Here is a 12693-nt window from a genome sequence, read left to right on the forward strand (position 1 = left end):
AAGCTCACGGTCGAGATTAGTTTGTTGACCATCCATACGAACACTCCACCGTGCATCCCTCCGAAAGGGGGACCGATGAGCGTGCACCACCCCGAGCCGGGCTCCTCCCGCCGCCACTTCCTCGGCCTGGTGGGCCTCGGCGTGGCCGCCACCACCGCCGGCCCGCTGCTCGCCGGCTGTTCCGAGAAGCCGGCCGGCTCCGGCGGCGCCCAGCAGCTCGACGCCGTCTCCGGCGTGCTGCCGACGCACAAGGATCTGACCGGCGCGATCAAGCCCGACATCGTCGGCACCCGCCCGGTGCCCGACGGCTACACCAGATACCCGGCCACCCTGGTCGACGCGATCACCGACAAGCCCGGCACCAGCGGCAAGCAGGTCACCGCGATGACGCCCGCCTGGGGCCCGGCGCCGACCGGCATCGCGCAGAGCGCCTACCTCCAGGCCGTCAACGCCGAGCTGGGCACGCCGGTCAACTTCACCGTCCAGGACGGCAACACCTACGCCGACAAGCTCAACGCGATGCTCGGCGCCCGGGACGTGCCGGAGCTGCTCTGCGTGCCGAGCTGGGAGGTGGAGAAGATCCCGCGCTTCGCCGAGGCGATCAAGGTGCTCTTCGAGGACCTCACCGACCACCTCAGGGGCGACGCCGTCAACGCGTACCCGATGCTTGCCAGCTTCCCGACCGGGGCCTGGCGCCAGGCGGTCTGGAACGAGCGGCTGGTGTCCGTGCCCAACCCCACCGACGGGCCGTTCGCCTGGGCGCTGTTCGCCCGCCAGGACCTGCTCGACGCGCGCGGCCTGGCGCTGCCGGCCAACCTGGACGACCTGCTCTCCGTCGCCAGGCAGGTCACCGACCCGGCCCGCAAGGTCTGGGCGTTCGACGACGTCTTCGCCATGATCCAGATGTTCCACCGGGTACCCGGCGCCAACCAGGGGTGGCGGGTGCGCTCCGACGGCACGCCGGAGTTCAAGTACGAGACCCCGGAGTTCCGCCAGGCGCTCGAGGTGATGGCCAAGATCTACAAAGACGGCCTGGTCCACCCGGACATCGTCGCCAGCAAGGGCGCGGACGCCAAACAACTGTTCGCCAAGAACGGCGCGATCGTGTTCAAGCAGGACGGCGTCGGCTTCTGGCAGGGCGCCCAGGCCGAGCACCAGAAGACCAACCCGAAGTTGAACATCCAGCCGGTGCCGGTCTTCTCCGCCACCGGTGGCGACCCGCTGGTCTGGGGCGAGGACAAGCCGATCTCGTTCACCTTCGTCAAGAAGGGCCTCGGCAAGGACCGGGTCCAGGAGCTGCTGCGGATCATCAACTGGTGCTCCGCGCCGCTGGGCAGCCAGGAGGCCCAGCTCCGCGACTTCGGCGTCGAGGGCAAGCACCACACCACGTCGCCGAACGGGCCGGTGAAGACCGACCTGGCGTTCAAGGAGATCGCGAACCAATACTTCTTCATCAGCGGCCGCAACCCCACCATCGGGCCGTTCCCGGAGACCCCCCGCTACGTGCCGGACGTGCTGAACTATTCCAACCGGATGGTCACGTTCATGGAGAAGAACCCCTGGGCCGGGGTCAAGCTGGAGATGCCGGCCGCCTTCAAGGCCAATCAGGTGCCGACGGAGGACAAGTTCACCGACGTCCTGCGCGGCCGGCGTCCGATGAGCGACGTGGACGCCATCGTCAACGAGTGGAAGGCCAACGGCGGGGAGGAAGCCCGCAAGCTGCTCGCCGACTCGCTGCCCAAGGCGGCCAAGTGAGCGGGCCGGCCGTCGTGGTCGGGCCCGAACGGACCCGACCCGACGCGCCGGCCCGCGTGCCCCGCCGCCGACGCGTGCCGCTGGCCGGCCGGCTGCGCCGCGACTGGCAACTGCTGGCCATGGTGGCGCCCGGCTTCGGCATTCTGCTGGTCTTCAGCTACCTGCCGATCGCCGGCAACGTCATCGCGTTCCAGGACTACAACCCCTACCTGGGCGACAACCCGTGGGCGGCGTTCACGCACAGCAACTGGATCGGCTTCGGGCAGTTCCAGCTCCTCTTCGACGACCCGGCGTTCTGGGACGCGTTCCGCAACACCCTCGCCATCACCGCGTTCCAGCTCGTGTTCTTCTTCCCGCTGCCGATCCTGCTGGCGGTCATGCTGCACAACCTGCTCTCCAGCCGGCTGCGCGGGTTCGTCCAGACGGTCGTCTACCTGCCGCACTTCTTCAGCTGGGTGCTGGTGATCAGCTTCTTCGTCGCCATGCTCGGCGGCGCCGGGTTGCTGGCGCAGACCATGCGCGAGGCCGGCATGCAGCCGTGGAACGTGATGACCAACCCGGACACGTTCATCGTCCTGGTCACCGCGGAGGCGGTGTGGAAGGACGTGGGCTGGGGCACCATCGTCTTCCTGGCCGCGTTGTCCACCATCGACCAGAACCTCTACGAGGCGGCGGCCGCGGACGGCGCCGGGCGGTGGCGACGGCTGTGGCACATCACGCTGCCCGGCCTGCGCCCGGTGATCGTGCTGCTGCTCATCCTGCGTCTCGGCGACGCGCTGTCGGTCGGCTTCGAGCAGTTCCTGCTGCAACGCGACGCGGTCGGCCGGCAGGCCGCCGAGGTGCTCGACACGTTCGTCTACCACTTCTCCATCGCCACCGGTAACTACGGCTACGGCGCGGCGGCCGGGCTGTTCAAGGCCGTCGTCGGCCTCGTGCTGATCCTCGCCGCGAACCGGGTGGCGCACCTGCTCGGCGAGCGAGGGATCTACTCGAAGTCATGACCGTGAGCATCCGCCGGCCGTCCGGCGCCCGCGCCCGCCGCCCGGCCTGGGAGGAGCCACCGACCCCGGTCGGCCAGGGGCTCAAGGCCGTCCTGCTCACCCTGCTGGTGCTCGGGGTGCTCTTCCCGCTCTGGGTGGTGCTGGTGACCAGCCTCTCCTCCCGGCAGACCATCGCCGACGCCGGTGGCCTGGTGGTCGTGCCGAAGGGCATCGACACCTCGGCCTACCAGACCATCCTGGCCGGCGGCGCGGTGACCCGGGCACTGTGGATCAGCACGCTGGTCACGGTATGCGGCACCCTGGTCGCGCTGACCGTCACCGTGCTGGCCGCGTACGGGCTGTCCAGGCCGGGCTCGCTCGGTCACCGCTGGCTGCTGGCGTACTTCCTGATCCCGTTCCTGGTCTATCCGCCGCTGGTGCCCCGCTACCTGGTGGTCACCGGCCTCGGGTTGAAGGACACCATCTGGGCGCTGGTCCTGCCGCCGGCGATCAGCGTGTTCAACCTGGTCGTGGTGCGCGGCTTCTTCCAGGGCATCCCGCAGGAGCTGCTGGACAGCGCCCGCATCGACGGCGCGAGCGACTTCCGTACCCTGGGTCGGATCGTGCTGCCGCTGTCGCGCGCGGTCATCGCCGTGGTCGGCCTGTTCTACGCGGTCAGCTACTGGAACGTCTGGTTCGACGCGCTGCTGTTCATCGACCGCAACGACATGTACCCGATCCAGCGGGTGCTGCAGAGCTACCTGCTGGCCGGGCAGGCGCCGCACACCGCCGGCGGCACCACCGGGGTGAGCATGCCACCGACCGAGGCGATCAAGATGGCGGTGGTGGTGCTGACCGTCGCGCCGATCGTCGCGGTCTACCCGTTCGTCCAGCGGCACTTCATCAAGGGCGTGCTGATCGGCGCGGTGAAGGGCTGACCTTCAGAGCACCTGGGACAGGAACCGGCGCAGCCGGGGATGCTCCGGCGCCCCGAACACGGCGGCCGGCGGCCCGGCCTCCAGCACCACGCCCGCGTCCATGAACGCGACCGTGTCCGCGACGGTGCGGGCGAAGCCCATCTCGTGCGTGACCACCACCATGGTCATGCCGCCGGCGGCGAGGTCCGCCATCACCGCCAACACGCCCTTGACCAGCTCCGGGTCCAGCGCCGAGGTGGCCTCGTCGAAGAGCATCACCTGCGGGCGCAGCGCCAGCGCCCGCGCGATGGCGACGCGTTGCTGCTGGCCGCCGGAGAGCTGCGCCGGCCGGGCGTCCGCCTTCGCGGCCAGCCCGACCAGGTCGAGCTGGGCGCGGGCGAGCGTCACCGCCTCGTCCTCGTCGAGCTTCTTCAGCCTGCGCAGCGCGAGCGTGACGTTGCGCAGCACGCTCAGGTGCGGGAAGAGGTTGAACTGCTGGAACACCATGCCGATCCGCTGCCGCAACGCGTCCGGGTCGTCGCGCAGCACGCTGCGCCCGTCCAGCAGCACGTCGCCCCGGTCCGGCTCGATCAGCCGGTTGATCGTGCGCAACAGGGTGGACTTGCCGGAGCCGGACGGCCCGATCACGCAGGCCGTGCCGCCCCGGGCGACGTCCAGGTCGGCGCCGCGCAGCACCCGGTGCGCGCCGAAGGCCAGGTGCACGTCGCGTACGGCGAGGCTGACCGAGCCGGCGGTGGTCGTGGTCATCGCGGGTTCCCTCCGGTCGGGGTGACGCCGGCCGGCGCCGGTTCGGGTTCGGGCTCGGGCGGCGCGCTCGGGCGGCCCTGCCGCAACCGCCGGTCCAGCCAGTTGACCGCGTGCGTCAGCGGCACGGTCAGCACCAGGTAGAACAGGCCGGCCAGCAGCAGCGCGGACTGGTTGCCGGTGTTCGCCGCGTAGTCCTGGCCGATCCGGAACAGCTCCCGCTGGCTGGCCAGCAGGCCGAGGAAGTAGACCAGGCTGGAGTCCTTGATCAACGCGATGAGCTGGTTGACCCAGGCGGGCAGCACCCGGCGCACGCCCTGCGGGATGACCACCAGGCGCATCGCCTCGCCCCAGGAGAAGCCGAGCGCCCGGGCGCCCTCCAACTGGGCGGCTTCCACGCTGAGGATGCCGGCGCGGAAGATCTCGCCCAGGTAGGCGGCGGCGATCAGCGACAGCGCCAGCACACCCAGCGGGTAGGGGTTCGGCCCCCACACCCGCATGCCCAGCGGCGCCAGGCCGACGCCGATGAGCAGGATGGTCGCCGCGGCCGGCAGGCCGCGGAACACGTCGGTGTAGACCCGGGCCGGCCAACGCAACCATCGGGTACGCGAGATGCCGGCGACCGCCAGCAGCATGCCCAGCACCGAGCCGAGCAGGGCGGCGGAGGTGGCCAGGATCAGCGTGTTGGGCAACCCGACGGTCAGCATCTCGGGCAGCGCCTCGCGCATCGAGTCACCGTCGAAGAAGGTCTCCCAGAGGGTGCGCAGGGGATCCATCGTTCCTCCGTCCGCTCTGCTCGGTCCCGGCTGCCGGCTCAGGAGCCGGCCGACGGCGAGGGGACCGGAACCGTGCCGCTGCCCGGGGTGAAGTCGGCCGGGATCGGCCGGCCCGGGTAGTACCGCGCCTGCAGGCGGCTCCAGGTGCCGTCCGCGATCACCTGGTCGAGGCCCTTGTCCAGCGCCTCGCGCAGCCTGTCGTTGCCCCTCGCCACCGCGTACGCGGTCGGGGCCGGGCTGAGCTGCTTCGCCGCCACCGTGATCCGGCCCTTGCTGTCGGCGGCGGACTTGTCGCCGATCTCGGCCGGGGCGATCCAGGCGTCGGCGGTGCCGGCCTTGAGCTGGTTGACCGCGCCGTTGTAGTCGGGCACCCGCACCGGGTCCAGGTTCTGCCTCGTGGCGAAGTCGTCCTGCACGGTGCCCTGGACGACCACCACCCGCTTGCCGGCGAGCTGGTCGAAGCCGGTGATCGAGGAGCCGGTCGGCACGTCCAGGCCGAAGTAGCCGAAGTCGTAGCCGTTGCCGAAGTCCACCGTCTTCTTCCGTGCCTCGGTGACCGTGATCGACGAGCTGCCGACGTCGAACGTGCGGTTGTCGACCTGGGAGAGCAGGGCGGAGAAGTCGGTGCCGACGAACTCGACCTTGAGGCCGACCTTGCCGGCGACGGCGGTGAGCAGGTCGTTGTCGAAGCCGGTGAACTTCCCGTTCTTCAGGTAGACGTTCGGCGGGGCGTCGGTGAGCGTGCCGGCCCGGATCACGCCGGGCCGCAGCAGGCCGTACGGGTTGTCGGCCGCGTCGTCGGCCCCACCGCCGCAGGCGGTCAGCGCGGTGGCGGCGAGCACGGCCGCGGCGCCGAGCGCGGCGACGCGGGTCAGGGCGGTACGGATACGCACGATGTCTCTCCAGAGTGGACGGACACGCGGGACGCGTGCCGGTGCCGGCGGCGCCGGGGCACGGCGGAGCCGGGAGGGTGGATCGGGAAAGGGGGCGGAACGCTCGCTCAGCGCGCGACGCGACAGCGGTCGCTGCACACCCGCATCAGGTCGACGTGGCGACGCCTGACCAGCGCGGGGCGGGACGGTGCGGGGGGTGGCGCGAACATGGTTCTCCCTGGTCGTCGGTGCTGACCTGGGTGCCAGGCCACGCTTGCGCCGACGGCTGCCGGCGCCTGGTCCTCACCCGGAGCACCCCACCGTGGTGGAGGGTTGCCGGCCAGCGAGCCGGGGCTTGACGCTGGCGCTCATGACCTGCCGAGAAGGCTAGCAGCACCGGGACGCCGGCCGTCCAGCCGTTATGACCACGGTCACGACCGGCCCTTACCTCGATCGGATCGGGGCTTGCTATGCAACAAAGTGCATAGCAAGATGACCGGCATGTCGCTGGAGCACGCCATCCTCGTCTCGCTGCTGGAGCAGCCCGCCTCCGGCTACGAGCTGGCCCGGCGCTTCGACCGCTCGATCGGCCGCTTCTGGACCGCCACCCACCAGCAGATCTACCGCGTGCTGCGGCAGATGGCCGAGGACGACCGGATCACCGGCGTCGAGGTCGGCCAGGAGAACCTGCCGGACAAGAAGATCTGGTCGGTCACCCCGGCCGGCCGGGCCGCGCTCGTCGACTGGCTGCACGCGCCGGTGCGCCCGGAGGCGGTCCGGCACGAACTCGCCGTCAAGATCCGCGGCGCCGCGTTCGACGACGCGGCCGGCCGCGCCACCCTGGTCGCCGAGGTCGAGCGCTACCGCGCCGACCACCAGAGCGTCCTCGCCGGCTACCTGGCCGGCGAGCGCCGCGACTTCGGCGACCCCGCCGCACCCGACGCCCGCGCGGCGCTCCAGCACGTCGTGCTGCGCGGCGGCATCGCGTACGAACGGATGGTGCTGGCCTGGCTGGACGACGTCCTGACCACCCTCCGCCACCTCGACCCCGACCCGGAAAGGCCCTCCGCGTGAGCGACCCGCTGCTGTTCCACCCGCACCGCTATGACCCCGCCGACCTCGACGAGACCTCGCGGCGGCTGCTGCGCGCCACGATCGACTGGTTCGAGACCCGCGGCAAGCGCGCCCTGGTCGACAGCTACCACGCGCGCGAGTGGTACGCCGACTTCCTCGACTTCGCCGCCCGCGAAGGTCTCTTCGCCACCTTCCTCACCCCGGCCGCCGACGGCGCGGACGACAAGGACAAGCGCTGGGACACCGCCCGCAACGCGGCGCTCAGCGAGATCCTCGGCTTCTACGGCCTCGGCTACTGGTACACCTGGCAGGTCACCGTGCTCGGCCTCGGCCCGGTCTGGCAGAGCGGCAACCCCGCCGCCCGCGCCCGCGCCGCCGAACTGCTCGACCAGGGGCACGTGATGGCGTTCGGCCTCTCCGAACGCGCGCACGGCGCCGACATCTACGCCACCGACATGCTGCTCACCCCAGACGGCGAGGGCGGCTTCCGGGCCACCGGCGGCAAGTACTACATCGGCAACGGCAACGTCGCCGGCCTCGTCTCGGTCTTCGGCCGGCGCGCCGACGTCGACGGCCCCGAGGGGTACGTGTTCTTCGCCGCCGACAGCCGCCACCCGGCCTACCGGCTGGTCCGCAACGTGGTCAACGCCCAGATGTACGTCTCCGAGTTCCGGCTGGAGGACTACCCGGTGCGCGCCGAGGACGTGCTGCACACCGGCCCGGCCGCGTTCGACGCCGCGCTCAACACCGTCAACGTCGGCAAGTTCAACCTCTGCACCGCGTCCATCGGCATCTGCGAGCACGCCATGTACGAGGCGGTCACCCACGCCCACGGCCGGATGCTCTACGGCCGGCGGGTCACCGACTTCCCGCACGTGCGCCGCGAGCTGACCGACGCGTACGCCCGCCTGGTGGCGATGAAGCTGTTCAGCGACCGGGCGGTCGACTACTTCCGCTCGGCCGGCCCGGACGACCGCCGCTACCTGCTGTTCAACCCGATGACCAAGATGAAGGTCACCACCGAGGGCGAGAAGGTGGTCGACCTGCTCTGGGACGTCATCGCCGCCAAGGGCTTCGAGGCCGACACCTACTTCGACAAGGCCGCCAAGGACATCCGCGGCCTGCCGAAGCTGGAGGGCACGGTGCACGTCAACCTGGCCCTGATCCTCAAGTTCATGCCGAACTACCTGTTCCGGCCGCAGTCCTACCCGACGGTGCCGGCCCGGCGCGACCCGGCCGACGACGAGTTCCTGTTCCGGCAGGGCCCGGCCCGCGGCCTCGGCGCGATCCGCTTCCACGACTGGCGCGCCGCCTACGACGCGCACGCCCACCTGCCCAACGTGGCCCGGTTCCGGGAGCAGGCCGACGGCCTGGTCGCGCTGCTCGCCGCGCACGCCCCGGACGAGACACAGCAGCGCGACCTGGACTTCCTGCTCACCATCGGCCAGCTCTTCGCGCTCGTCGTCTACGGCCAGCTCATCCTGGAACAGGCCGGGTCCACCGGCCTCGACACGGACCTGCTGGACGAGATCTTCGACCTGCTGGTACGCGACTTCTCCGGCTACGCCACCGAGCTGCACGGCAAGCCGGCCAGCACCGACGAGCAGGCCGCCTGGGCGCTCGCCCACGTCCGGCGTCCGGTGGTCGACGCCGACCGCACGGCCCGGGTGTGGCAGCGGGTCGCCGACCTCGCCGGGGCGTACGAGATGCGGCCCTGAGCGGCGGAATCCGCGGGCGCGACGGCACCCCGGGCCGGTAGGTTGCACGGATGTTCGCGATCGCCCTGACCGACGACGCCGAGCTGCGACCGTTGCAGCCCTGGCACGCCGACGAGTTCCTCGCCAACCTCGACCGCTGCCGGGAGCACATCGCGCCCTGGGTCGGCGCGTCGTTCGTGGCCACCGACGCCGAGTCGGCCCGCCGGGTCCTCCAGGCGTACGCCGACCGGTGGGCCCGCGACGACGGCGGGATCTGGGGCATCTGGCAGGGCGGCACGCTCGTCGGGGGAGTACTCCTGGTGTCGCTGAGCACCGCCCGCGGGGTGTGCGAAGCCGGCTGCTGGCTGGAGGCGGACGCCCAGGGTCAGGGCCTGGTCACCCGGGCCGCCCGGATCGTCGTCGACTGGGCGGTCCGGGAACGCGGCATCCACCGGGTCGAGTGGGTGACCCGGGCCGGCAACGAGCGCAGCATCGCGGTCGCCCGCCGGCTCGGCATGCGCCGCGACGGGGTGCTGCGCGGCGCCGCGCCGGTGCCCGAGGGCCGCGCCGACATGGAGGTCTGGTCGGTGCTCGCGCCGGAGTGGACGGCCTGAGCGTCTTTCTTGTCGTACCCGGACGTCAACATGTGTCCATGGCTGTCCCCGCACTGGCCGACCGGTCCCCCCAGCCGCGCGCCCTGCCGCTGCGCGAGGTCCGCACCCGGCTCACCCAGCTCGTCTCCCTCGCCGAGCTGACCGACACCGTCACCGTCGTCACCCGCGACGGCGACCCACGCCCGATCGCCGCGATCGTGCCCGCCCCGGCCGCCCGCACCGGCGCCCAGGCCCGCGCCGACGCGGAGCGGGTCGCCGCGATCAGCGCCGGCTGGGCCCGCCGCCTGGAGGAGCTGCACCGCCAGTCCAGCCGGCGACACGCCGCCGAGCTGCGGGCGCTGACCGACGCGCTCGCCGAGGCGTGGGCCGAGCTGGACCGTCGCGCCCCCGCCGGAGACCCCGCACTCACCCGCCTCAAGGCCGCCCACAGCGACCTCCTGCGCCGCCCCTGACCCCCTCCGCTCCCGCCCCACCTTCCGCGCGGCTCCCGCCCCGCCCGCCTCGCCCTGCCCGCCCGGGTCGCCCCGCCCCGCCCTGCCCGGCCCGCCCTGCCCGGCCCGCCCTGCCCGCCCCGGGTCGCCCCGCCCTGCCCGCCGATCTTGGACTTGTGGTGCCAGAAATTGTCCTGTTCGGACCGTTATCTGAGGTGCCACAACTCCAAGATCGATCGACGGATGGGTGTGCGGGGCGCCGAGTCCAGGCCGGGCCATGGGGGCGCTGGTGGGTGGGCGGTCATGATGAGGGTGGCGCTCGGGTGAGCGCGCCGGCGGGGCGGCAACCGTCGCGCGGACCGGTTCCGGTCTGCTCGTGAGGGCTGCGGTCGAGGTGAGAGCTGCGGCCGGGGCGGGAGCTGCGGTCGAGGTGGGAGCTGCGGTCGAGGTGGGAGCTGCGGTCGCGTGGGCGCAGCGTGTCCTCAGCGGTCGTTCGGCAGTCGGGTGGAACGCCATGGGTGTCTACGGGGCACTGGCACACCCGTGCTGTTCCACTCCCGGGCAGAGTGGGCCCTGAGTGGAACGCCATGGGTGTCAACGGGGACCTGACTCACCCGTGGCGTTCCACCCATGGGCCGGACGGGGCGCCGAGGGGCGGTCACCGGCGGAAGGCACCTCGACCCGTCGGCTGGTCAGCCCGCCCGCGCCCGAAGAGCCCGGCGGCGGTCTCGGCGGCGGTGCGGCGCGGCAGCCGGTCCGGCAGCGTCCCGGCCAGGTGCGGGGCGGAGCCCTTGCCATGCACCTGCCGCCGCGGCGGCTCGTCGAGCTGGTGGCGGGTGGTGACCACGAAACAGCGGGACCGCGCGCCGTGGAGCGGCGCGCGGAACCCCGGGTTGGCCGGGTCGACGCGGTGGTGCTGCGGCGACGCCCGGGCGGCCGGACCGCCCGGGCATCGCCGGTCGGGTCAGCTCCGGCCGCGCTCGGCGCGGTAGCGGCGGATCAGCTCGGCGGTGGAGGTGTCCACCTCGGTCAGGTCCGGGGTCGACCCGGTGAGCTTCGGGGCGAGCTGGTTGGCCATCACCTTGCCCAGCTCCACGCCCCACTGGTCGAAGGCGTTGATGTCCCAGACCGCGGCCTCGGTGAAGACGATGTGCTCGTAGAGCGCGATCAACTGGCCCAGCGTCGCCGGGGTGAGCTTCGGCGCCAGGATCGACGTGGTCGGGTGGTTGCCGGCCATCACCCGGTGCGGCACCACCTCGGCCGCGGTGCCCTCCGCCTCGACCTGCTCGCGGGTCCGTCCGAAGGCGAGCGCGGCGGTCTGCGCGAAGAAGTTCGACATGAACAGGTCGTGCATGTCGCCCAGGTCGTGGTTGGGCCGGCTGAACGCGATGAAGTCCGCCGGGATCAGCCGGGTGCCCTGGTGGATGAGCTGGTAGAAGGCGTGCTGACCGTTGGTGCCGGGCTCGCCCCAGAAGATCTCCCCGGTGGGGTACGTGACCGGCGCGCCGTCGATGCGTACCGACTTGCCGTTGCTCTCCATGGTGAGCTGCTGCAGGTAGGCCGGGAACCGGTGCAGGTACTGCGCGTACGGGAGCACGGCGTGGGTCTCCGCGCTGAGGAAGTCGGTGTACCAGACGTTGAGCAGGCCGAGCAGCGCCGGCACGTTGCGCTCGACCGGCGTCGCGCGGAAGTGCTCGTCGACGGCGTGGTAGCCGGCCAGCATCTCGCGGAACCGGTCCGGGCCGATCGCCAGCATCACCGACAACCCGACCGCCGACGGCAGCGAGTATCGCCCGCCCACCCAGTCCCAGAAGCCGAACATGTTCTCCGGGTCGATGCCGAAGTCACGGACCCGCTGCTCGTTGGTGCTGACCGCGACGAAGTGCCGGGCGACGGCGTCGTCGTCGGCGTCCAACCCGGCGAGCAGCCAGCGCCGCGCCTGGTCGGCGTTGGCCAGCGTCTCCTGGGTGGAGAACGTCTTCGACACCACCACGAACAGCGTGGACGCCGGGTCCAGGTCGGCGGTCTTGTCGTGGATGTCGGTCGGGTCGATGTTGGACACGAACCGGCAGGCGATCCCCGCGTCGCGGTAGGCTTTCAACGCCTCGTACGCCATCACCGGCCCCAGGTCGGAGCCGCCGATGCCGATGTTGACCACGGTGGTGATCCGCTCGCCGGTGTGGCCGCGCCACGCGTCGGAACGCACCCGCTCGGCGAACGCCGACATGCGGTCCAGCACGGTGTGCACGTCGGCGACGACGTCCTGGCCGTCGATGGTGAGCGAGGCGTCGCGGGGCAGCCGCAGCGCGGTGTGCAGCACCGCCCGGTCCTCGGTGACGTTGATGTGCCGGCCGGCGAACATGGCCGCGATCCTCCCGGCCAGGCCGACCCGCTCGGCGAGCGCGGTGAGCAGCGCGACCGTCTCGTCGGTGAGCAGGTTCTTGCTGTAGTCCACGTGCAGGTCGGCGACCTCGCCGGTGAGCCGTTCGCCCCGCTGCCCGTCGGCGGCGAAGAGGTCACGCAGGTGGGTGCCGCGCATCGCCTCGGCGTGCTTGCGCAGCGCCTGCCATTCGTCCGTGGTGGTGACGTCCACAGCCATCGGGTCGATCTTCTCCTTCACGACGGGCGGTCGGCGTTCGCCGGCGACCCCACCAGCCTGCCACCCGCGGCCGGTCGCCGCGACGCGACCCGGCGTCACCCACCCGGTGAGCGTGGCCGGCGCGACACGCGGTTCCGACATCTGTACGACACGCCGTCACTGGCTGGCATGGTCCGATAGCCGAACGTAATATCCTGCTGCCCGATCGTCGCA

The 12693-nt window shown here is 71.8% G+C and carries 12 protein-coding genes and 1 riboswitch; of the genes, 7 read left to right on the forward strand and 5 right to left on the reverse strand.

What is annotated here, in order from left to right:
- Positions 1 to 75 precede the first annotated feature (75 nt).
- From H1D33_RS07290 to H1D33_RS07300, 3 genes are read left to right on the forward strand one after another with little or no spacing between them, the layout of a single operon-like run.
- Complete coding sequence (locus H1D33_RS07290) at positions 76 to 1755, forward strand: extracellular solute-binding protein (RefSeq protein ID WP_181568802.1); 1680 nt, start codon at positions 76 to 78, stop codon at positions 1753 to 1755.
- Positions 1752 to 2756, forward strand: a complete 1005-nt coding sequence (locus H1D33_RS07295) for an ABC transporter permease (protein WP_181568801.1) — start codon at positions 1752 to 1754, stop codon at positions 2754 to 2756. The genes H1D33_RS07290 and H1D33_RS07295 overlap by 4 nt, the downstream gene beginning before the upstream one ends.
- Positions 2753 to 3673, forward strand: a complete 921-nt coding sequence (locus H1D33_RS07300; protein WP_181568800.1) for a carbohydrate ABC transporter permease — start codon at positions 2753 to 2755, stop codon at positions 3671 to 3673. Before H1D33_RS07295 ends, H1D33_RS07300 begins: the two co-directional genes overlap by 4 nt.
- Positions 3674 to 3676: 3 nt before the next feature.
- Here H1D33_RS07300 and H1D33_RS07305 read toward each other — a convergent pair whose 3' ends face one another.
- From H1D33_RS07305 to H1D33_RS07315, 3 genes are read right to left on the reverse strand one after another with little or no spacing between them, the layout of a single operon-like run.
- Complete coding sequence (locus tag H1D33_RS07305) at positions 3677 to 4420, reverse strand: amino acid ABC transporter ATP-binding protein (protein WP_181568799.1); 744 nt, start codon at positions 4418 to 4420, stop codon at positions 3677 to 3679.
- Positions 4417 to 5193, reverse strand: a complete 777-nt coding sequence (locus H1D33_RS07310; RefSeq protein ID WP_181568798.1) for an amino acid ABC transporter permease — start codon at positions 5191 to 5193, stop codon at positions 4417 to 4419. Before H1D33_RS07310 ends, H1D33_RS07305 begins: the two co-directional genes overlap by 4 nt.
- Before the next feature lie 38 nt (positions 5194 to 5231).
- Positions 5232 to 6086, reverse strand: a complete 855-nt coding sequence (locus tag H1D33_RS07315) for an ABC transporter substrate-binding protein (RefSeq protein WP_181568797.1) — start codon at positions 6084 to 6086, stop codon at positions 5232 to 5234.
- Positions 6087 to 6330: 244 nt separating this feature from the next.
- Positions 6331 to 6441, reverse strand: a riboswitch (SAM riboswitch).
- Between the two features lie 125 nt (positions 6442 to 6566).
- On the opposite strand from H1D33_RS07315, the gene H1D33_RS07320 reads away from it, so the two are divergent.
- From H1D33_RS07320 to H1D33_RS07335, 4 genes are read left to right on the forward strand one after another with little or no spacing between them, the layout of a single operon-like run.
- The gene (locus tag H1D33_RS07320; protein ID WP_181568796.1) at positions 6567 to 7139 is read left to right on the forward strand and encodes a PadR family transcriptional regulator; all 573 of its coding nucleotides are present in this window, start codon (positions 6567 to 6569) and stop codon (positions 7137 to 7139) included.
- Positions 7136 to 8857 carry an acyl-CoA dehydrogenase family protein gene (locus tag H1D33_RS07325; protein ID WP_181568795.1) on the forward strand — a complete coding sequence of 574 codons (1722 nt, stop codon included), beginning with the start codon at positions 7136 to 7138 and terminating at the stop codon, positions 8855 to 8857. The genes H1D33_RS07320 and H1D33_RS07325 overlap by 4 nt, the downstream gene beginning before the upstream one ends.
- A 50-nt stretch (positions 8858 to 8907) precedes the next feature.
- Positions 8908 to 9450, forward strand: coding sequence for a GNAT family N-acetyltransferase (locus H1D33_RS07330; protein ID WP_181568794.1), 543 nt, complete (start codon positions 8908 to 8910; stop codon positions 9448 to 9450).
- 38 nt (positions 9451 to 9488) lie between these two features.
- Entirely contained in the window at positions 9489 to 9902 is a 414-nt protein-coding gene (locus tag H1D33_RS07335) for a type II toxin-antitoxin system Phd/YefM family antitoxin (protein WP_181568793.1), read from the forward strand.
- A gap of 637 nt (positions 9903 to 10539) precedes the next feature.
- Here H1D33_RS07335 and H1D33_RS07340 read toward each other — a convergent pair.
- Together H1D33_RS07340 and pgi are read right to left on the reverse strand one after the other, a co-directional pair.
- Positions 10540 to 10728 carry a hypothetical protein gene (locus H1D33_RS07340; protein WP_181568792.1) on the reverse strand — a complete coding sequence of 63 codons (189 nt, stop codon included), beginning with the start codon at positions 10726 to 10728 and terminating at the stop codon, positions 10540 to 10542.
- A gap of 117 nt (positions 10729 to 10845) precedes the next feature.
- Positions 10846 to 12480, reverse strand: coding sequence for a glucose-6-phosphate isomerase (gene pgi / locus H1D33_RS07345; RefSeq protein ID WP_181568791.1), 1635 nt, complete (start codon positions 12478 to 12480; stop codon positions 10846 to 10848).
- Between the last annotated feature and the right edge of the window lie 213 nt (positions 12481 to 12693).

The organism is Micromonospora ferruginea (assembly GCF_013694245.2).
In the GTDB taxonomy this organism is placed as follows: Bacteria; Actinomycetota; Actinomycetes; order Mycobacteriales; family Micromonosporaceae; genus Micromonospora; species Micromonospora robiginosa.